We start from the raw sequence: 20,299 nt of genomic DNA, 5'->3' as shown, positions 1-20,299 counted from the left end.
CTTTATCCGGGGATGAGAGATGACCGTCAAGGTCCGCTTTGACAGGGAAGTGAGAGAATACGCCAAAGGCGAGAAGGTTAAGGACGATGTTCTCAGGCTCACCGAGACTGCCCTGGCGCAGGCGCTTGAGAAGTTCCACAGAAGGATGATTCTGATAGAGGGCGATACGCCGCGAAAGGCGGAGCTGGCCGGAATTCTGGCAGGGGCTTCAGCGCGCGTTTTGAGCGATATCCTTGAGGGACTGAAGAAAAAGCGCCTCCGCGACGAGAGTGAGGATGGGATACAGGTTCTCTACGCGACGGACGCCCTGGGGGAGGACACCTTCGGGCGGAAGCGCTACGAGGCATTTAGAAAGCACTTTGACGTTCTCGCGGGTTCAAACGCCGATGTGAAGGCTGTAACATTCAAGCACACCCGCGATATCCTTGGCAGAACGTACGACCTGCTCGTTCTGGACATGAGCTACGACTACTCCCCCAACGACCTCGGAAGGATTATTGAGACCGTCCGCGGCGGCGGTTTGATATTCATTCTCGCCCACCCCTTTGAGAAGTGGAAGAAGATGTGGACGGGCTTTCACAAGAGCCTCGTCACGCCGCCCTACACAATAGACGACGTGAAGAAGCGCTTCAACAGGCGCATCATCCGTAAGTTCACCGAATACGACGGTATCTACATAATCACCGAGAACGGCAAGCTCAGGAAGAAGCCGAAGAGGAACAAAACCCAGGCAAAAATTAGGGCCAGAAAGGGCGTACCGATACCTGAGAATACCCTTTTCCCGCGCGAGCTCTACGAGATGGCGCTCACCGAGGGCCAGGTCGAGGTTCTGAGGGCCTTCGAGGAGCTGGTCGAAGGGGAGGGCATGCTCGTCCTCACGGCGGACAGGGGGCGTGGAAAGAGTGTCTCGGTCGGAATAGCTGCGATAGGGCTTGCCCTCGCCCTTAACAAGCGCACCCGCATCGTTGTAACCGCCCCCGAGCCGGAGAACGTTCAAAGTTTATTCCGCTTCGCAAAGCGCGCTCTCGAGAGGCTGGGCTTTAAGCCCCACGTCGTGGAGGAGAGGGGCCTGATAAAGGAGCTCTACGCGAGGAAGATTGGACTGAGATATTACCCGCCGGCCGAGGGCTACCGCAAGAGCGCCGACCTCTACATCCTGGACGAGGCCGCCGGAATCCACGTTCCCATACTCCACAAGTACCTCAACAAGCCCCGCGTCGTTTACTCCTCCACGATTCACGGCTACGAGGGCGCGGGCAGGGGATTCTCGGTCAAGTTCCTGAAGAAGGCAAGGGAGAAGCGCTCCTTTAAAGAGCTCCACATGGACGAGCCGATACGCTATGCTGAAGGCGACCCCATCGAGAAGTGGCTCTTCGACGTTCTCCTGCTAGATGCGGAGCCGGTTGAGCTCACGGAGGAGGATTACAGGCTGATAAAGAACGGCGAGGTGTACTTTGAGAAGCCCGACCTCGATGACTGGTTTGAAAAGGACCGGGAAGACCTCAGGAATTTCGTCGGCATCTACATTCTCGCCCACTACCGGAACAGGCCGAGCGATGTGGCCCTTTTGGCTGACGCTCCCCACCACGAGGCGAGGGTTTTGAGGCTTAAGAACGGCAAGATAGTGACGGCGATTCAGATAGCCGAGGAGGGCAACATACCCAAGAAGGTCATCGAGAAGATGGCGAAGGGCTACAAGCCGCGCGGCAATATAATCCCTGACATGATGGTCAAGCACCACATGCTCAAGGAGTTCGCCAAACTGAAGGGCTACCGCATCGTCCGCATAGCCACGCATCCCGATGCAATGGACATGGGACTGGGCAGCAAGGCCCTTGAGCTCCTTGAAAAGGAAGCGCGTGAGAAGGGCCTCGACTGGATAGGCTCGGGCTTCGGTGCGAGTGAAGAGCTTGCCCGCTTCTGGGTCAGGAACGGCTTCGCGGTGGTGCACCTCAGCCCCGCCAGGAACCCGGTCAGCGGTGAGTTCACAGCCATAGTCCTCAAGCCGATAAGCGAGAAAACCAAAAAGCTCATTCGCCAGGCCAGCGATGAGTTCAGGATCAGACTCACGGAGTGGCTGGGCGACACCCACAGGGAGCTTGAGCCTGAAATAGCGCGCTGGCTTTTCGAGACGCCCTTCGGTGAGGCCGTGGATTATCCGGTTCACCTCACTGACGTCCAGAAGAAGAGGCTCGACGCTTTCACGGGCAAGGTTCTGACGTACGACACCGTGCTCGACGCGGTCAAGCCGATAGTGAAGCTCTACTTCCTCGACGGCTGGATGAAGCCCTACCTCGATGAGAGACAGATAAAGCTCCTGATCTACCGCGTGCTCCAGGCCCACAGCTGGGAGGAGACCGCGAAGCTCATAGACAGAACCGAAACCTTCACAATGATAGAGGTGCGCGACATTATACGGGGCCTCTGGTACTACTACAAGCGGCTCCTTTAAGTCCCTCTTTTTTTGTATGGCTTGTATCATGCACTCGATAACGATATACGGTTTCCGGGAATCAACCTTTTTATAGGATTGTCCCGTAGGTAGGGTGTATCACTCTGATCGCGTGATTGGTTGGACAATTTCAACGGTGACTCCCTATGGCGGGCAGCAACTGGGAGCGGATAATATCGATGACGAAGGACGGGATGAGGAGCATCGGAATGATGCGGAGAAAGATGAGCCGGGGGAAGAGGATAGCCCTTCTAATTGATGGCCCGAATATCCTCCGCAAGGAGTTCGGGATAAAGCTCGAGGACATAGTCGAGGCCCTTGAGGGACTCGGCGACCTGCGCGTTGCCAAGGTTGTTCTCAACCAGTACGCCCCCCAGGGACTCATCGAGGCCGTCTCGAACCAGGGGTTTGACACCATGGTCGTCTCCGGCGAGACAGGGGTGAAGCTCGCGGTGGAGGCGATGCGCGAGATATACAACCCGAACATCGATGCCATAGCTATAGCAACCCGAAACGCGGAGTTCCTCCCCGTCATCCTCAAGGCCAAGGAGAAGGGTAAGGAGACGATAGTACTCGGCATAGAGCCGGGCTTTTCCGCGGCCCTCAAGCACGCGGCGGACTACACTATAATCCTGAACCCGAAGGGTGGTGAGGAATGAAGGAGACCCTCTTTAAGGTGCTCCGCAGGGGCGAGAAGGAGGTCGAGGCCGAGCCCCCCAAGCACGTGAAGGGCAAGAGCATCGGCCTGATAATCGACGGTCCGAATATCCTCCGCAAGGAGTTCGGGATAAAGCTCGAGGACATAGTGGAAGCGCTTGAGAGGATCGGAAAGATACGCGTTGCCAAGGTTGTCCTCAACCAGTACGCCCCACAGGGATTGATAGAGGCCGTTGTGAACCAGGGGCTTGAGCCAATTATAGTCGCCGGCGACACGGACGTCAGGATAGCGATAGAGGCGATGGAGCTCATCTACAACTCGGACGTCGAGGTCATCGCCCTGGCCACCCGCGATGCGGACTTCCTCCCCCTCATCAACGAGGCCAAACGTAAGGGCAAGGAGACCATAGCCATAGGCGTTGAGCCTGGCTTTTCCGTGGCCCTTCAGAACGCGGCCGACTACGTGATAAGAATGGAGGGGAAGGGGGAGGAGCGGGCAAATAACTTTTAAGTCCCTTTCCTATTCTGCCCTGGTGGGGAACGTGATAGTTGAAATAATCCTCTTCGCCGTTGGTCTGGTTCTTCTCATCAAGGGGAGCGATTACTTCGTGGAGGCCGCTTCGCGCGTCGCCAAGGGGTTCGGCGTCAGTGAGTTCCTCATAGCGCTCGTCCTCGCGAGCATCGCCACCACACTGCCGGAGGTAACGGTCTCTGCCATATCCTCCTATCAGGGAAACCCTGACATCGCCCTGGGAAACGCCATAGGGAGCGCCCTAGCCAACATAGCCCTCATCCTCGGAGTCTCGGCCCTGATAATGCCCCTCAGCGTTGAGAGAACCGCCTGGAAAAATGCCCTCTTCATGGTGGCCGTCACCGCCTATGCTGGCTTGCTCATGCACGACGGGACTATAAGCCGGCTCGATGGTGCCAGCCTCATACTCATCTACTTCGGCTTCCTCTACTACCTCTACCGGAAGCACATGACGCTCGAGGAACTTCCCGAGGGCGGACGTGGTAATCCGAGGAGGGATGCCCTGATAATGCTCGGAAGCGGACTGATTGTAGTCATCGGCGCCAAACTGGTCGTGGACAGCGCCGTAACGATAGCCAGGGCCTACGGTGTCCCGGAGATAGTGCTCGGCCTGACGATGGTGTCCATAGGAACCTCCCTGCCGGAGCTCACGAACTCCCTCATGGCTACCCTCAAGAGGCTGCCCAACATAAGCGTCGGCAACATAATCGGCGCCAACATACTCGACGTGCTAATGGTCATAGGAATAGCGTCCCTGATAAACCCCATAAAGGTGGATGCGACGGTTTACACCTTCACCCTGCCGCTGACCCTCCTCGTCATGGGGCTTCTCACGGCAGTCCTGAGACTCACGGGAAGGATAGACCGGGTTACCGCGGGTGTTTTTCTGGCCGTCTATGCGTACTTCCTGTACGCCTACACCACCGGCGCCGTGAGGCTCTAACCTCCTTCTCAACTCTTTCCGACTTCCCGAAAATGGGAAGCAAAGCTTTATTAATCCGGTTATTACCCCATTATTGGGAATCAAAACCGAGTATTTGGGGGTGTTGCCATGAGGAAGCTTGGCGCGTTCCTCGCCGTGCTGCTCCTGGGGCTCCTGGTCCCAAAACCTGTCGCGGCTGAAGAGACGCTGACGGTTTACTCATACGACAGCATCGAGTGGTGGATGAAGGAGATAGTTCCGATTTTCGAACAGAAATATGGTGTCAAGGTGAACCTCGTCCTCATCGGTGACGCCGGCGAGGTTCTAAACAGGCTCATCCTTGAGAAGGACAATCCCCAGGCTGACGTTGTGGTCGGCATAGACAACAGCTACCTGGCAAAGGCCATAGACGCGGGTGTGCTGGAGCCGTACAAGCCGGCCAACGCCGATGTGATTCCGGACTGGATCGTTGAGAAGTTCGACCCGACCTACCACCTCACGCCCTACGACTACGGCTTCGTAGCAATCAACTACCGCAAGGACATGGTCCAGAACCCACCGGCAAGTCTCGAAGACCTCACCAAGCCGGAGTGGAAGGGCAAGCTCATCATAGAGGATCCGCGCACGAGCTCGCCGGGAATGGCCTTCCTCCTCTGGACGATAGCGGTCTACGGCGACGACTGGCTCTACTACTGGGAGAAGCTGAAGGAGAACGACGTTCAGATAGTCAAGGGCTGGAGCGAGGCGTGGGGGGCGTTCAGCGAGGGTGAGTACCCGCTCGTCCTCAGCTACGCCACCTCCCCCGCCGCCACGGTTTACTACGACAACAACACCAACGTCGGAGCCGTCGCCTTCAGGGAGGGCAACTACCTCCAGATAGAGGGTGCGGGAATAGTCAAAGGCGCCAGGAACAAGGAGCTGGCCAAGAAGTTCATCGAGTTCCTCATCAGTGCCGAGGCTCAGGAAAAGCTCCCCCTCAACCAGTGGATGTACCCTGTTAACGGAGACGTTGAACTCCCGGAGGTCTTTAGCTATGCCGCCAAGGTAGACAAGCCCGTCGCAATAGACTCCAGGGAGATCGAGAAGAGCTACGACCTCTGGCTCAAGCAGTGGACCCAGCTAATGGTCGAGGGCAAGAGCCCGGATGAGATACTCGGGAAGACAACCACCGAAACCGGCGGAGAATCCAGCAACTCCAGCATCTGTGGGCCGGCCCTGATAGTCGGCCTTGCCATGGTGCCGCTCATCTTCAGGAGGAGGCGGTGAGTTTCTTCCTTTTCTTCCCACCGCAACTTTTATAAGAGCGCTCCAAAAGCATAGGAGCGAGGGCCCGTAGCCTAGCAGGATAGGGCGCCGGCCTTCTAAGCCGGAGGTCGCGGGTTCGAATCCCGCCGGGCCCGCCATTCTCGAAATAATCGCTTCCATGCGCCTCACCTTCTCTAAATGCTCTTTAAGAAGCTTGTTTGTGAGGGCCGAGATGTTAAAACCCTCTTCCTTGAGACCGCCGACCACTTCCTTATCGAGGTACAAATGAACACGTGTCTTTCGCCTTTTCTGAGGCTTTCGAGCCGTTGAGAGCCCTGCTTAAACGACCCACTACCAAAACTTTTTAATCAAGCCTAGGTAATACTTCCGTAAGGAATACAAGGGGTGGCGTGGGGTGGATATTCAGACAATTTTGAGTATTATTGTGGTTATCGGAGTAATATTACTTTTTGGACTGCTCCAGAGTGGGAATGAGACCTCTTCATCGTCCCAATCTAAACAGAGAGAACTTTCAAAGGAAGATTGGATTTATTATGAAATCCAGCAAAAGCAGAGAGAAATAGAAGAGGCTATCGTTAGGGAAGAGCACAAGACAAAAGTCAGCATTCTCATGAAGCTCAAGATGAATCACTTAAAGACTATATGTGCCGCTGAGAGTCTGGATTGCCCAAGAACCCGTAGAAAAGATGAACTGGCAAACTATCTCGCTGAGCGTCTTGACTTGGACGAGGTTAAGAATTGGGCCTGGAGGTACAAGACGGCATCGAAGGACGAGATTAAGGCATTTAGGGAGGTAGAAAAAGCTCTGTGGAAGGAATTCGAGGAATTCAAAGCGGAGAAACTGAAAGAACTTAACATCAACGTTGAAGACAGCGAAGATGACTATAGCTTTGACTATGGCGAACTTGAAGAACAGTCCTATGGAGAAGATGAGGTTCCAGGTGAGCCAGACATATTGGACATTCTTGAAGATTTCCATCCTGAAACAGTGAGGGACGAAGAAGATCTCGAAAAACAGCTTTACCAATTCCTTCGGGCAAGGCTCGGTAGTAATGTTAGAAGGCAGTACCAAGTAGGAGACCAAAAAATTGACATTGCAGTTGGAGACTCTGTAGGCATTGAGATAAAGATTGCAGAAAATCGGAGCAAGCTTCAGAGGCTCGTTGGGCAGGTTCTGGATTATGTGGAGCATTTCGATGAAGTCATCGCAGTGATTCTTGACGTTGGGGCCAACGTTGACATTGATAATTACATCAAGAAGCTCCGTCAGCTTGGGACTGAGGTTGTAGTGTTGGAAGGGAACATTAAACGGAAAGGCCGTTCAAGGGAGATCATCATCAAGGATGCTCGGAGGAAGATCATCATAAGATGAGTTTCTTCTTTATTCTGTCTTTGCTAAGGGTCGATGATTTTAGCATCTTAGCTCATTAACTCACCTCTTGTAGGCGGTTTCTCTCGGCTTTAGGTCCGTTACGACGATAACTTTCTCGTTCCAGTAAACAGTGTAGAATACTCTGTAATCCCCAATTCTAAAACGGTAGGTGTTGGTTTTCTCTGTTTTCTCGCCTTTGACGGGTTTCAGGTCGTAGGGGGGCTTTGGGTAGGGGTTTGTTTTGAGAGTATCAATGAATTCGGCCAGTTTCTTGCGTTGGGCTGGCTTGAGGTGTTTTTTGGCTTTTTTGACGATGTTTTTGTCCACGATGACTCTGTACACTTCCCCCATCTTAACTCAAGAGTTCTTGGATCGCCTCGTCTGCGCTCAGTCCTTCCGAGGGGTTGTTCTTTAAGTGCTCGGCTTTTTTCATGAGGTCCCGGTATTCTTCCTCGGGGATTATTTCGGCTTCTTCTTTCTCGACCTGGAGTTTCAGGAGCTCTAGCTTGAGCTCTTCGAGTTCTTTCTCGATTTTTTCAATGCGGTGAATGATGACTTGGACGCTCTCACTCATAACTTCACCCCTATTTTCCATGCGATTAAGTGCTTAAAAGGTTTGAGAAACTCCGACAACATTAACCGGCTGAATTGAATCTTGTTTTCTTAAGTGAACAAGCTCAAAACGCGAGCCGTGTAGTAATAAAAGTTGGGAGGGGAAACCTTCACGGATACAGCCTGCTCGGCGTCCTCGGGAAGAGGGTGGCCCAGCGGACGTGGTCGAGCTTCAGCACCCATGCGACGAGCCTCTCAAGGCCCAGTCCGAAGCCGCTGTGCGGAACTGAACCGTACTTCCTGAGGTCGAGGTACCACTCGTAGTCCTCCGGCTTCATGCCCTCCTCTAGGATGCGCTGCACGAGCTTGTCATAGCTGTCCTCACGCTGGGAACCGCCGATGACCTCGCCGTATCCTTCCGGCGCGAGCATGTCCGCCGCGAGAACCTTGCGCGGGTCCTCCGGGTCCTCCTTCATGTAGAATGCCTTAATGCCCTTTGGATAGCCGTAGACAAAGAACGGGGCCTCGAACTCCTGGGTCAAGATGCGCTCCTCGTCGGCGCCCATGTCCTCCCCCCACTCTATTTCGACGCCCTTGCTCTGGAGGATGTCTATGGCCTCGTCGTAGCTCACCCTCGGGAAGGGCGGAACCGCGTTCTTGAGCGTCGTTAAGTCCTTCCTGAAGGTCTCAATCTCGCTCCTCCTGAGCTCCAGCGTGCGCTGAACCATGTAGCTCACAAGCTCCTCCTCGACCTTCATGATGTCCCAGAGGTCCATCCAGGCGGCCTCGAGCTCAAGGTGCCAGAACTCGGTGAGGTGCCTCCTGGTTCTGCTCTTCTCCGCCCTAAAGCTCGGCGTGAGCGACCAGACCTTCTCGAGGCCGAAGATTGCCGCCTCAAGGTAGAGCTGGGCGGACTGGCTGAGGTAGGCGGTTCTGTCGAAGTACTTGAGCTTGAAGAGCGTCGCTCCTCCCTCGACGGCACCGGTAACGAGTATCGGGGGAAAGACCTCATACCAGCCGTCCTGAAGGAGCCACTCGCGAGCGGCCTGCATCATGGTTGCCTTGACCTTCATTATGCTCGCGACCTTGGGTGAGTGCAGGTGAAGGTGCCTGACGTCGAGGAGGAACTCCTCGCTCGCGTCCTTTGTTATCGGGAAGAAGTCCACGTTCTGGACGACCTCTATCTTATCGGCCTGAATCTCGACGCCGGTGGGAGCGCGGGGGTCGGCCTTAACGGTGCCCTCCACGATGATGCTGGACTCTATCCCGACCTTTTTCGCTTCGGCGTAGGCTTCTTCGCTTAGCTCCTTTTTGAATATCGTCTGAACGATTCCGCTTGAGTCACGGAGGACTATGAACACCTTCTTTCCAACTTCTCTCTTTCTGTAAACCCATCCTGCGAGCTTGACGCGTTTACCTTCCATATCGGGCTGAACATCGGCACAGTAAATCTTATCAATCATCCTTACCACCTCCAGAGGCTTTGAGGGGGACTTTATAACGGTAGCGATTTGGAGCAACGGCTCCCAGAAGAGCGTCAATTCGGCCACAGGGTGACTGCCCCAATCCCGAGTCTGACGATTATTAGTAGTGGCATGGGGGATTTTCGGAATATTTTCCATTTAAACCCTTTGCCCGTTTGGATGTCAATATGTTAATATTTGGTGGATTTTTTGTAAATCTGTCATGTGGTGCTGCGGGGTGGTTTTGGGCATAATTGGAAATTATCCAAAATGTGGGCAGATTCTGTGTTATGTGGGTTATTACTTAACATCTGGATATATCTTACGTCTCTAATGACTCTTCATAGATGTTAGTGGTACCTTGATTTGACACATCGTAATGTTTATATATGTTGTTTCCCAAGATACCCCGCCTCCTGTTGAAATGTCTCCAATACAATCACGTATTGATGGGGGATGCTCCAATGTTCATTGACCCCTTTGTAATAAGGTCCATCAATCGAAGTGAACTCCGCAAGAGGATTCTGATGTATCTTGACGAAATCTACCCATCCCCCACGTACCTCTCTGAAATCGCGAGGGTGGTTAAATCAGACCCCTCGAACGTTAAGGGTGCCCTCGTCGGACTGGGGAACCGTTACAACGGACACAGCTCCCTCGTGAGCCTTGGTCTGGTGGAGGTCGTGACCGAGGGAGGCTTCAAGTACTACCGGCTCACGGAGTACGGGAAACAGGTTGTGGGCTTGCTGAGGTCGTATCACTCGTACTACTCGAAGTACACATGAGGTGGGAGCATGGACCCGCTGGTGGAGGTCCTTGACCGGAATATGGAAGCGATGGCCGATGTGGCGGTGGGTTATTTAATTCAGATTGGGCTCAAGTACGACGTCTTCAAGGAGCTGGTTCAGGGGGTGAGCAGGGAAAAACTAATCGCCTCGGTTCCCCTGCCGAACAAGGAGCGCCTTGGGCGACTCATTGATACATACCTCCAGCTGGGGATAGTGGAGGAGTCTGGTGGGTCCCTGAGGATGGCAGAGTTTTCTTATGAACTCCCTCTGGCACAGGAACGGCTTGAAAAGCTCCTGCCGGATTGGATCCCGATTCTCGAGGAAATGTACAAGATGGCCGACTACGCTTTTATTTCACGGGAGCATCCCAAGGTGCTTATGGATTTCGATAAGGGGGCTGACTTCTGGGACATGCGTCTCCTCCTGGGCATTAACAAGGTCTACCGGCAGCTGGCTTCCCACCTCCTTGGCCTTGAGGACGGCATGCGTATTATAGACCTTGGATGCGGTTCGGTCTCGCCGGTTGAGCTGGGGAGTGTCGTCGGACCAAACGGAAAATACGTGGGTATTGACTTCTCTCCGGGACTGCTCAGCATCGCAATGAGCCGTGTAAGGAACGAGGGGCTGGATTGGGTCGCCCTCCGGGAGATGGACGTGAGGAGACTGGTTGTAAGAAACACATACGATGGAGTTGTGATGAGTTTTCTGCTTGGGTACCTGGAGAACCCTGGAGCGGTCGTCAGGAAAGCTCTCGAGATGCTTGGCCCGGGGGGGAGGCTGGTTATACTGGACTCCTTTAGGGACCTCAATCCAAGGGTTGCCGCGCTGGAATTTTTTGAAAGTCTAACAAAGGAGTTTGTGAGGTTTCCAAGGGCAGGGGAAATCCTGGCTGCGGTGGATGAGAGCCCCTACGATGCCGAGGCATCCGTGATCGGAAACTCCACCATCGTGGTGACCCGCGTGTTGTGATTTTTTGATTGCATCCTCTACAATCTTTCTTGAAGATTCTTCCTAATCAAAATTACTTTTTGAAATAATATCAACCTACATATGTAGTTACACCGGTTTCTACATAATTACAAACAAAAAATTGATTTATATGCAAACATACTTAGAGTATATTGCAGACTCTCCAAAGGGGGTGTCAGGAAATGAAGTTCGGGAGGAAGAAGAGGGGTGCTGTTGGTATTGGCACCCTGATTGTGTTTATTGCTATGGTGTTGGTGGCTGCAGTGGCTGCTGCGGTGCTCATCAACACGAGCGGCTACCTCCAGCAGAGGGCTGAGGCCACGGGCAGGCAGACTACTCAGCAGGTTGCTACGGGTATCAGCATAGAGAAAGTCCTTGGACATGTGGACTCCACTGGTAGCAGCATGGATAAGATGGCCGTCTACATAAGCCTCAGGCCAGGATCACAGCCAATTGATCTCAACCAGACCGTTCTCATTCTTGAGGACGGAAATACCGTTGCCACTCTTAGGTACAAGTGGGGAGACGCTACCTCAGCTGCGTTTAGTTCCGCGATCCCGAGTGATCTCTTTGACAGCACGAGCAACAACGCTTGGAGCAACGCAGATGGTACTCACTTTGGTATCATAGTCATTCAGGACGCCGATGGATCCCTCAGCGCTAGCAACCCGACCATCAACGCCGGTGACATAGTCATTCTCACCATTGACACCAGTCAGGTCTTCACTAACGTTCCGCCGAGGACTGGAATCTCGATAGAGCTCAAGCCGGAAGTTGGTGCTCCCGGCTACACCAAGGTCACCACTCCGTCCAGCTACAGCCAGCAGACTATCCTTGACCTCAAGTGATGTCTTAAGCTCCATCGTTTCTCCCTTTTTCCACAGCTCTCTCGCGGGTGATCGGGATGTCATTTTCGTACCTCAAAAATAAATTCAAAAAGAAAAACGGGGGGGATTCGGCGGATCCCGGGGATAACAGGGAAATAATAACGCTGGATGAGCTTCAGGGGGAGGTCCTTGAAGAACCTGCCGCCGGGAAAAACGAGGAAGAGGAGCTCCTGACCCAGGTCATGGCCCGTGTGAATGAGATTGAAAACGATATCCCGAGGATAAAGGTGAGTATCGACACCCTCAAGTCCCAGATTAATGAGCTCCGGGAAGAGATAGAGCGCCTTGACCGCGTCATAAAGGATGTCATGGTTCTCTACGAGGTTGTATCACAGCAGATCAACCCGTTTAAGGATGTTGACTCTGCTAACCCGCTGCTGAGCGAGATCCAGGAACTGAGTGAGGAGGTTGAGAATCTGAAGACTGAGATTGCTCACATAAAGGCTGACATGAAGCTTCTCGTGGTTGATGGTGTGGATCTCGATGACCTCATATATGATGTCCTTTCGGAGGGAGGCCTATGATCACCGAGATCGAGATTGACGAAAAACTGAAGCGCCTGAGGGGAAAGGTGCCGAACTTCCTGGTTGATGACCTGAAGGAGAGGCTCATGAAGAAGAGGGACATACTCACTCCGGAGCAGGTCGATAAAATAGTCGACAGGGTGCTCCAGACCTACGCGGGCCAGCTGGAGAGGATATCAAAGCTCGACAGCCGTGTTGATGAGATCGGTCGCTACCTCGAGGAGATACGCAACCATCTGGCGGGCCTTTCGAGTAACCCCGGTAATCAGCGGACGTTTGGGGAAGTATCACAGGGGTCAGGCGAAGCCTTCGAGACGAATGGTGCGGGTATTGCCACAAAAATCAGCGAGGAGTCTCCCATCCGTGAGTCTGCGGGCGATGTTTCCATGTCCCTGAATACCGCTACCCCCGGAACTGTGGAGGTCATGCCTATGGAGAGGGGATTTGAGATACCTCCGGATATTAGGGATGTTCTGATAAGCGCCCCCAGCACCCCTGCCCGGCTTGAGAGGATACCAAACGACATGGTCTCTACCATGATGGCCCTGAAGTGGCTCGGCTTTCTAATTGACCGCGTGGGAATGCAGAACCTCGAGAACGTGCTGGAGTTCTATTATTCGATAGGCTGGATATCGGAGGGGGTGCTCAACACCCTGCTCAGGTACGCGGCGGGTATAAGGCCGCACCACAGGGAACCCGACTGGAGGCCGGACGAGAGGCTCACCATCCAGGACCACCTGGTGTCCCTGCTCTTCATTGAAAGGCTGAGAGGGGTCAGAATAACCAGGGAGGTACTAGACGCGGTGGAGAGGGAGATGAGACTAATCGGAAAGGTGCTGGACGATATGTACGGGGTTTAGGGGATCCCCATGGGACTCAGCGTTCCTGCGGCCTTTGCGGTAATAGTCACGGCAGCGCTGGTTTCCTTTGGGCTGCTCTACACCTCGGGGGAGAGTGCTTACTCCATGATCCACGAGGCCGGCGAGGACTACAACCAGATGGTGCTCCGTGCGAAGACTGCCGAGCTGGCTCTGTCATCGTACAACTACACGACGGATGGCACCGTGCTAGTTTATGACATGACGTTCAACCTGACCAACGAGGGGACCACCCTCTCCCCGGCCAGATGGGCCTTCATCTACGACGGCCGGCTCGACGACTCGGCGATCCTGATATCAGGGGATGAGTACCTCCTTCCAGGGGACTCCATGACTGTGACGGTGCAGAACATTCCCAAAGTCGAGCTGGAGGTTCATTCACTCGTTATCAGCACGGAAGTGGGATGCGCCCTCAAGGTCAAATGGGAGTGGGTCGGCAACCGAACCAACGGTTCACCAAGGGTGGTCGGCAGTGCCTGGTACTGCCCCGTGGAGGGATGATGATGGCAGGCTCCGTGGCTTCGGAACTGGTACTTTTCATAACCTCACTGCTGGTGGCGGGAATGGTGGCGGGGGGACTCTATCTGGTTACTCAGGATATCTCCGACGGCATCGCGGTGAAGGGCAGTTCTGTGGCCACGGCCCTGCGAACGAACTTCGAGATAATAAACGATCCTGAGAACATACCCAGTTCGGGCGGTTTGTACGTGTTCTACGTGAGGAACATCGGGAAATCCCCAATCACGTTCACCCCAAATTCGGTTGTCGTCATGATAGACGGCGTGGTAATCCCCCCCTCAAACCTGACCTTCACACCTTCGGGCATTCTGGCCCCCTACGATGTCGGTGAGATACACGTGCCCATGTCCTTCCTGTCATCGGGATACCACAGGATAACGGTCGTTACCGAGAGCGGAAACCGGCGGTCACTTATATTTAGGATAGGGTGAGGCCAATGAAGTCGCTCCTTGAAATACGGGTACCCAATGACGAGCTTCACAGGCGTCTTGGTGGGGGAATACCCCCCGGTAGCATAGTCCTGGTTGAGGGGGACAGGGGGACTGGCAAGTCCATATTCTCTCAGAGGCTGCTCTACGGCTTCCTCAAAAACGGCCACAGCGCTACCTACGTCTCAAGCCAGTACACCACACCGGAGTTCATAAACCAGATGGAATCCCTGGGATACGGGATAGTTCCCGAGCTGATAAAAAGACGCCTCCTCTTTGTGTCACTCTATCCCCTCCTAGTTGGGCTCTCTGATAGAAAGAAATTCCTGAACCGGTTCGTTGGAGAGCCGAGGCTCTGGAAAACCGACGTGATCATAATTGACTCCGTGTCGGCCCTCCTATCGTCCGATATCGGTGAAGATGAAGCGCGCGAGTTCTCACTCCATCTCAAGAGAGTCAGTGCCCTGGGAAAGGCAATAATCCTGACGGTGAATCCATCCGACATCGGATCTGACGCGCTGAGGGTGTTTGAAGAGGCCTCCACCATGCTGATACGACTCAGCGTGAAGGTCTTCGGAGGCGACCTGAAGAACTCGGCAACCATCGTGAAATACAACAATGCCCCGGGGATCTTTCAGAAGATAATCCCGTTCAGAGTGGAGCCCAGGGTGGGGTTCATTGTCGAGATAGCTGCGGTGGTATGAGATGCCGGTTAAGAAGGACGTCAGCGACACTCTGGACATGGCCGTTGCCCGAAACCCTCATTTAAAGGCGTATATAGAGGGCTTTATGAAGAGAACGGGTAAGCTCCCCGATTTCCATCCGCAAATAACCCGGGACATGGGGGACATCAAGTACCCCAACATAATATACCCTGTGGGCGATCCGATATTCATTCACATTTACGGGGATATGCATACCGAGAGGCGGTATCTGGTCGTGGAACCCAGAATATCCGGCCCTGCGGAGGAGGCGAAATACGAGATTCTCAGGGACAAAATTCTCGAGCTTGCCCCTCAAAGGAAGATACCGGAGGACAGCGAGGAGTTCGAGCGCTTCCTGGATGAGCTGATTGATGATGCGGTTTCAAAACTCTCCAGGGGCCTTCCCTTCAGGAAAAAGACCTCGTTTGCCCCTCAGGAGATAATGAAGTTCCGCTATCTCCTTAAGAGGGACATCGTTGGCATCGGTCCCCTCGAGCCCCTCATGCGCGACCCCTACATCGAGGATATCCACATCATCGGCGCCAACTACGTCTCCCTTATCCACAAGATATTCGACGCGATGGAGACCAACATAACCTTCGGCGACAACCTCCGCCTGGCGGACTACTTTAAGAACCTCAGCGAGAGGATGGGAAGGCCGGTCAGCGACAAGAACCCCATAGTTGACGGAACTCTTCCAGATGGCTCCCGTATCAACATCATCTACTCACCTGACGTCAGCATCCAGGGTCCGAGCGCAACTATCCGTAAGTTCTCGGCGACTCCGCTGAGCGTCGTCCAGCTCGTCAAGTGGAACACATTCTCGGCGGAGGTGGCTGCCTACCTCTGGCTGGCCCTTGAGTACGGCATGAGCATCTTCGTCTGCGGTGAGACGGCGAGCGGAAAGACCACAACGCTCAATTCAATTATCCCGTTCATCAAACCAGACGCTAAAATCTACACCGCGGAGGACACGCCGGAGGTTGTCGTTCCGCACAAGAACTGGCAGAGGCTCACCACAAGGGAGCGCGGCCCTGAGGAGAGTAGGGTTACGCTCTTCGACCTCCTGAAAGCGGCGCTACGTTCGAGACCGAACTACATCATAGTGGGCGAGATTCGTGGAGCCGAGGGTGCCATAGCATTTCAGGCCATGCAGACCGGCCATCCGGTCATGGCGACGTTCCACGCGGGCGACGTCAGGAAGATGATACAGCGCTTCACCGGCTCGCCAATAAACATCCCCGTGACGTTCATAGACAACCTCAACATAGCCCTCTTCCAGCAGGCGGTCTACGTCCGCGGCAGGTTCCTGAGGAGGGTTCTGAGCGTCGTTGAAATAGAGGGCTACTATGAGGAGCTCGGTGGCGTCGCGACGAGGAACGTCTTCGAGTGGGACTCGGTGACGGACAGGCACATCTTCAGGGGAATGAACAACTCGTACATCCTCGAGAGGAAGATAGCCGAGGTTGCGGGATACGAAGACCCCAAGGAAATCTACAACGAGCTCTTCCTCAGGGCCAGGATCATAAAGCGGATGGCCGAGCTGGGGATAACCGGCTACTATGACGTTCACCGCGAGATAAGGGCGTTCTATGAGAAGGGAATAGAGGGGCTGAGCTTCAGGCTGTGAGGTGACTGGGATGGTGGGGGAAAAGGCGGGAATCCTGGTGCAGTCGGGCGTCACCATGCGCGAGTACCTACGAAAGGTGCTTCTCCCCAGTCTTGTGGGGGCGGTGGTACTCTTTGTGGCGGTCTCGGCCCTCCGGAATTTCGCGTCCCTGTCGAGGACGGTTCTCTTCGCCATCTACTCCATCCCCCTCCTCCCACTCCTCTATGCCATAGGATATCCCTACGCCAAGGTCAGCGGCAGGAAAGTCCAGATAAACTCGAAGATACCGTATTTTGCAACGTATTTTGCGGTACTCTCGACGAGTGACGTTAGCAGGAGCGAGCTCATCTGGAATCTGGCCACCGAGAAGATTCTGGAGCCGATAGCGAGCGACATGAAGAAGGTTTACTACCTGATAGCCAGGCTCCACAGGGGAATGCCAGATGCCCTGAGGTTCCTTGCCAGGAGGACGCCCAGCAAGGTCTTCGCGGACTTCCTTGACAGGCTGGCTTACTCCCTGGACAGCGGTGTTGACCTTAAGGAGTACCTCCTTCAGGAGCAGAAGACCGTCATGGATGACTACGAGACCTTCTACGAGGGTGCCCTCTACGACCTCGACGTCTTCAAGGAGGTGTACTCATCCCTCATCATATCCGTCGTTTTCATGGTCACGTTCATCATCATCGGACCGATACTAACCGGACAGGATATAGTCAGCCTGAGCGCTTTCATGTTCGTCCTCGTCCTGGCAACGGAGATCGGTATAATGCTGGTTATAAAATACAAGATGCCCGAGGACAGGATATGGGCGGAATACGCTATGACGCCCGAACGGAGGGGCAGGTTCCTGAAGGCCGCTATGGTGTCCTTTGGGGGGAGCATGGTGGTTTCCATCGCGGTGGTGCTCCTCCTGCGGCCGCGCTTTGATGTCCCGCTTCTCGTCCAGATCGCCGTGGGTCTGACCCCTATGATGTACGTGGGTAAGGTTCTGGATAGGGAGGAGAAAAGCATCCTTCTGAAGGATGAGAACTTTCCCGCCTTCATGAGAAGCCTGAGCTCTTCCCTTGCGGCTAGTGGGGCAGCCCTTCCGCTCGTCCTCAAGTATCTGAGCGCCCACGACTTCGGCGTCCTCACACGGGACATAAGAAACCTCTACCGCAGGGTGTCGATGAGGATAAGTAACGACAGGTCGTGGCGCTACTTCACGATTGACACCGGAAGCTGGCTGATAGGTATGTTTTCGGAGATATTCAACAAGAGTATAAAGCTGGGCGCCGAGCCGGACTACGTTGGAATGGTCATCTCACGGAATTTTGAACGGCTCATCAGGCTCAGACGGAAGCGTGCACAGACCGTGGCCAGCTTTAGAGGTGTTATCTACGGTGTGACGGGCGCATTTGCCTTCTCCGTGGCCTCCGCATTCCAGGTCGCCGTTTACATGAATCAGCTGTTCTCCAATCTGTCCATTCAGAGCGATCTCCTTCAGAGCATAATCTTCGTGCCGTCGAAGGCGGGACTGGAGCTGACGGAGTACATTTTGATACTTATCCTCCTCGTCCATTCCCTCATCTCGGCCCTTTCGATAAAGTTTGCAGATGGGGGGCATGTGGGAATCACCGTTTACTACTTCGTCGTGCTGGTATGGCTCTCCGCCATCGGCCAGTACCTTGGTACTGTGGTCATGGGCAAGATGATGACCTTCTCCTCCTTGGTCGGGGTCCTGACCGGATCTCTGGGGGTGATGCTGTGAAAAAGCTCATTATCCTGGTCTTCGTTGTGCTTCTTCTTCCCCGCGTATCGGCGGATTCCTCAATAACCGGCTGGTTCAGCTATCCATTCACCATAGATCCCGGGACCGGGGAAGTGCGGGTTGGTGACGTATCGTTGGATGACGGTTCGGTGTTGGTGTACCCGGGGGGCTATTCCACCGGTATGAGTGTCCTTCATGTTGGGGAGAGTCTCGCGTGGAATGACCGCGAGTTTGACTTTCGTGGGGGCATCTACTCAGGGGACTCCATGTATCTCAACGTCTCTTACCGCTTCCCGTACCTCCTGGAAGGAGAAGAGTTGCTTTTTGGGCGCTACAGGATGGTTTTAGAGTCTGTTAATGAGAAGACGGTCACTCTGAATGTTTCTCTCGGGGACAGGTCAGCCGAACTCGCCCTTACAGGGGGCAAAGACGCGTCCATCGGGAACCTCCGGATATCCGCCACCCCGATGCCGGTTCTCTTTGACGGCTATCTCAGGAGGGGCAGGGCCCTTCGGGTGGGAGGATGGTTCGTGGAATTCGGCAACTACACCGTGACCTCGCGGGGAGGTGAGCTTGAGGAGATCGTTGAGGTTTTTGTAAACAAGAAGAGGTATCTGGCAGAACCAGGGGACACGATAGAAGTGGATGGATTGGTAATAAACGTGGGCGACCTCGTGGGCTCCGAGTATTTGAAGGTGCACTTAAGGCTCAGGGGCGCTTATCTCGATGTGGACGTCCTTCCGTCCTTTGAGGGCTGGCTCAGTGAGGGCAAGACGGAAAAGCTCGGTCCGTACATCATCCGCGTGGAGAAAGTGCTCGATGACGGTGGATACGTCTCGATAAGAAACCCCTGCGGCAGGGTTCTGCGCTCAGGCTTCGTTTACGCAGGCAACGTTTCGTCCGGGATATACTATGGCGGCCTCCTTCTGGGCGCAACGGGCACCAAACCGAGCGGGGGCACGCGGGAGCTCCGCATCGTTGCCTTCCTCAACGACGCAGATGTTCCTGAGCCCGGCGATGCGGCCATGCTTAACGTCTCCCTCGACGCGCCCGACAATGCAACACAGCTGCAACCCTTCGAGGCGAGGGTCGTGATAACGAACACCGGCCCCGGGGAGGTAAGGTACATTGAGGTGATCCCGAACTTCACGTCGGGCTTTAGAATCCTCGGTGACTATCCGGAATACATCCCGACCATCCCGAAAGGGGGCAGGGTTGAGTTTTCCATGACCATCGTTCCGGTGAAGGCGGGCAACCTCACCCTTGGCGACGTGGCCATCGTCGGGCACGCACCCTACGACCTCTCCTGTTACGGGATGGTAGATATGACGTTCACCTCGGAGAGGAGGGTTGTGCACGTAGGGAATGCTGAGGTTAAATACGCGGTCGCGGTGAAGGCGCTAAACGGAACCGTCGGGACTGGTATCCCTTTGAACATCACCGTGACGAACACGGGCAACACGGGTCTGCCCTTCAACATCACAGTTGCCCTGCCCGAAGACTTCGCCGCCATCGCCAGGAACTTCACGATTAACGGGAAGTGGTTGGGGGGAAGCGACAGTCTTGGCGCCGGGGAAAGCAGGACGTACTCAATGGAGATAGTCCCCCTGGCCCCGGGGGAGTACACGATAACCGCCGGCGTTGAGAGTGCTGGTCATGTGTTCTACAACTCGACCCGAATAGTCGTGGGGCCGCAGCCCACCTCCAGTGCCGATACTGCGGAGGATGTCCCCACACCCCCTGCCCCAGGGAACGCAACGACGTTCGGAAACGGCACCAACACGACCTGTGAGCCGGAGGTGGTTACCAAAGTGGTAACTGTTCAGGTTGCCTCAAACACCACCTGTGGGGATGATGCAAAAACCGGGATATCCCAGGGGAGGAAGCTCCCATACGCGGCCGGTTCCTTTGTCGCCGGAATGGTTTTTATACTCCTCCTTGCGTGGATAGCGGCCAGACTGGAGGAGAGCTGACTCCTCCTTGCCTGAAGGGCGAGGCTTTCAAAAAGAAAGATGTAACGTGAAACC

General features: G+C 54.6%; 20 protein-coding genes and 1 tRNA gene. 18 read left to right on the top strand and 3 right to left on the bottom strand.

The window, feature by feature from the left end; all coding sequences use genetic code 11:
• Positions 1 to 19 precede the first annotated feature (19 nt).
• The 7 genes from TIRI35C_RS07175 to TIRI35C_RS07145 all read left to right on the top strand — a co-directional run bounded on the left by TIRI35C_RS07175 (position 20) and on the right by TIRI35C_RS07145 (position 7,201).
• A complete protein-coding gene (locus TIRI35C_RS07175) occupies positions 20 to 2,452 on the top strand; it encodes a tRNA(Met) cytidine acetyltransferase TmcA (protein ID WP_188202309.1) in 2,433 nt (810 codons plus the stop codon).
• Between the two features lie 146 nt (positions 2,453 to 2,598).
• Positions 2,599 to 3,111 carry a TIGR00288 family NYN domain-containing protein gene (locus tag TIRI35C_RS07170; protein ID WP_188202308.1) on the top strand — a complete coding sequence of 171 codons (513 nt, stop codon included), beginning with the start codon at positions 2,599 to 2,601 and terminating at the stop codon, positions 3,109 to 3,111.
• A complete protein-coding gene (locus tag TIRI35C_RS07165; protein WP_188202307.1) occupies positions 3,108 to 3,620 on the top strand; it encodes a TIGR00288 family NYN domain-containing protein in 513 nt (170 codons plus the stop codon). Before TIRI35C_RS07170 ends, TIRI35C_RS07165 begins: the two co-directional genes overlap by 4 nt.
• Positions 3,621 to 3,651: 31 nt before the next feature.
• Positions 3,652 to 4,584, top strand: coding sequence for a calcium/sodium antiporter (locus tag TIRI35C_RS07160; RefSeq protein WP_188203115.1), 933 nt, complete (start codon positions 3,652 to 3,654; stop codon positions 4,582 to 4,584).
• Between the two features lie 108 nt (positions 4,585 to 4,692).
• On the top strand, positions 4,693 to 5,829 hold the full coding sequence (locus TIRI35C_RS07155; protein ID WP_188202306.1) for a thiamine ABC transporter substrate-binding protein: 1,137 nt from the start codon (positions 4,693 to 4,695) through the stop codon (positions 5,827 to 5,829).
• Positions 5,830 to 5,889: 60 nt separating this feature from the next.
• Positions 5,890 to 5,966, top strand: a tRNA-Arg gene (locus TIRI35C_RS07150).
• 257 nt (positions 5,967 to 6,223) lie between these two features.
• Positions 6,224 to 7,201 carry a hypothetical protein gene (locus tag TIRI35C_RS07145; RefSeq protein ID WP_188202305.1) on the top strand — a complete coding sequence of 326 codons (978 nt, stop codon included), beginning with the start codon at positions 6,224 to 6,226 and terminating at the stop codon, positions 7,199 to 7,201.
• Positions 7,202 to 7,261: 60 nt separating this feature from the next.
• On the opposite strand, the gene TIRI35C_RS07140 is transcribed toward TIRI35C_RS07145, so the two are convergent.
• From TIRI35C_RS07140 to asnS, 3 genes are all read right to left on the bottom strand, one after another.
• A complete protein-coding gene (locus TIRI35C_RS07140) occupies positions 7,262 to 7,543 on the bottom strand; it encodes a type II toxin-antitoxin system RelE family toxin (protein ID WP_246454712.1) in 282 nt (93 codons plus the stop codon).
• A gap of 10 nt (positions 7,544 to 7,553) precedes the next feature.
• Positions 7,554 to 7,775, bottom strand: a complete 222-nt coding sequence (locus TIRI35C_RS07135; protein ID WP_188202303.1) for a hypothetical protein — start codon at positions 7,773 to 7,775, stop codon at positions 7,554 to 7,556.
• Positions 7,776 to 7,923: 148 nt separating this feature from the next.
• Complete coding sequence (gene asnS / locus TIRI35C_RS07130; RefSeq protein ID WP_188202302.1) at positions 7,924 to 9,216, bottom strand: asparagine--tRNA ligase; 1,293 nt, start codon at positions 9,214 to 9,216, stop codon at positions 7,924 to 7,926.
• 464 nt (positions 9,217 to 9,680) lie between these two features.
• On the opposite strand from asnS, the gene TIRI35C_RS07125 reads away from it, so the two are divergent.
• The 11 genes from TIRI35C_RS07125 (at position 9,681) to TIRI35C_RS07075 (ending at position 20,245) form a co-directional block, all read left to right on the top strand.
• Positions 9,681 to 10,001, top strand: a complete 321-nt coding sequence (locus TIRI35C_RS07125; protein ID WP_188203114.1) for a helix-turn-helix domain-containing protein — start codon at positions 9,681 to 9,683, stop codon at positions 9,999 to 10,001.
• A 9-nt stretch (positions 10,002 to 10,010) separates the two neighbouring features.
• Positions 10,011 to 10,973 carry a class I SAM-dependent methyltransferase gene (locus tag TIRI35C_RS07120; protein ID WP_188202301.1) on the top strand — a complete coding sequence of 321 codons (963 nt, stop codon included), beginning with the start codon at positions 10,011 to 10,013 and terminating at the stop codon, positions 10,971 to 10,973.
• Between the two features lie 182 nt (positions 10,974 to 11,155).
• The gene (locus TIRI35C_RS07115) at positions 11,156 to 11,821 is read left to right on the top strand and encodes a flagellin (protein ID WP_188202300.1); all 666 of its coding nucleotides are present in this window, start codon (positions 11,156 to 11,158) and stop codon (positions 11,819 to 11,821) included.
• 56 nt (positions 11,822 to 11,877) lie between these two features.
• Positions 11,878 to 12,384 (top strand): flagella accessory protein C, encoded by a 507-nt coding sequence (locus TIRI35C_RS07110; RefSeq protein ID WP_188202299.1) that lies wholly within the window; start codon positions 11,878 to 11,880, stop codon positions 12,382 to 12,384.
• On the top strand, positions 12,381 to 13,244 hold the full coding sequence (locus tag TIRI35C_RS07105; protein WP_188202298.1) for a FlaD/FlaE family flagellar protein: 864 nt from the start codon (positions 12,381 to 12,383) through the stop codon (positions 13,242 to 13,244). The genes TIRI35C_RS07110 and TIRI35C_RS07105 overlap by 4 nt, the downstream gene beginning before the upstream one ends.
• A gap of 9 nt (positions 13,245 to 13,253) precedes the next feature.
• Complete coding sequence (locus tag TIRI35C_RS07100; protein WP_188202297.1) at positions 13,254 to 13,763, top strand: hypothetical protein; 510 nt, start codon at positions 13,254 to 13,256, stop codon at positions 13,761 to 13,763.
• Positions 13,763 to 14,212 (top strand): flagellar protein G, encoded by a 450-nt coding sequence (locus TIRI35C_RS07095; protein WP_394354773.1) that lies wholly within the window; start codon positions 13,763 to 13,765, stop codon positions 14,210 to 14,212. Before TIRI35C_RS07100 ends, TIRI35C_RS07095 begins: the two co-directional genes overlap by 1 nt.
• A gap of 5 nt (positions 14,213 to 14,217) precedes the next feature.
• Positions 14,218 to 14,913 (top strand): ATPase domain-containing protein, encoded by a 696-nt coding sequence (locus TIRI35C_RS07090; protein ID WP_188203112.1) that lies wholly within the window; start codon positions 14,218 to 14,220, stop codon positions 14,911 to 14,913.
• A gap of 1 nt (position 14,914) precedes the next feature.
• Positions 14,915 to 16,543 carry a type II/IV secretion system ATPase subunit gene (locus TIRI35C_RS07085; protein ID WP_188202296.1) on the top strand — a complete coding sequence of 543 codons (1,629 nt, stop codon included), beginning with the start codon at positions 14,915 to 14,917 and terminating at the stop codon, positions 16,541 to 16,543.
• A gap of 10 nt (positions 16,544 to 16,553) precedes the next feature.
• Entirely contained in the window at positions 16,554 to 18,272 is a 1,719-nt protein-coding gene (gene flaJ / locus TIRI35C_RS07080; protein WP_188202295.1) for an archaellar assembly protein FlaJ, read from the top strand.
• The gene (locus TIRI35C_RS07075) at positions 18,269 to 20,245 is read left to right on the top strand and encodes a hypothetical protein (protein WP_188202294.1); all 1,977 of its coding nucleotides are present in this window, start codon (positions 18,269 to 18,271) and stop codon (positions 20,243 to 20,245) included. The genes flaJ and TIRI35C_RS07075 overlap by 4 nt, the downstream gene beginning before the upstream one ends.
• Positions 20,246 to 20,299: the final 54 nt, after the last annotated feature.

Source organism: Thermococcus camini, from assembly GCF_904067545.1.
Classification (GTDB): domain Archaea; phylum Methanobacteriota_B; class Thermococci; order Thermococcales; family Thermococcaceae; genus Thermococcus; species Thermococcus camini.
The sequence above is the reverse complement of the archived record's forward strand: the minus strand, read 5'-3'. Positions and strand labels throughout refer to the sequence as shown.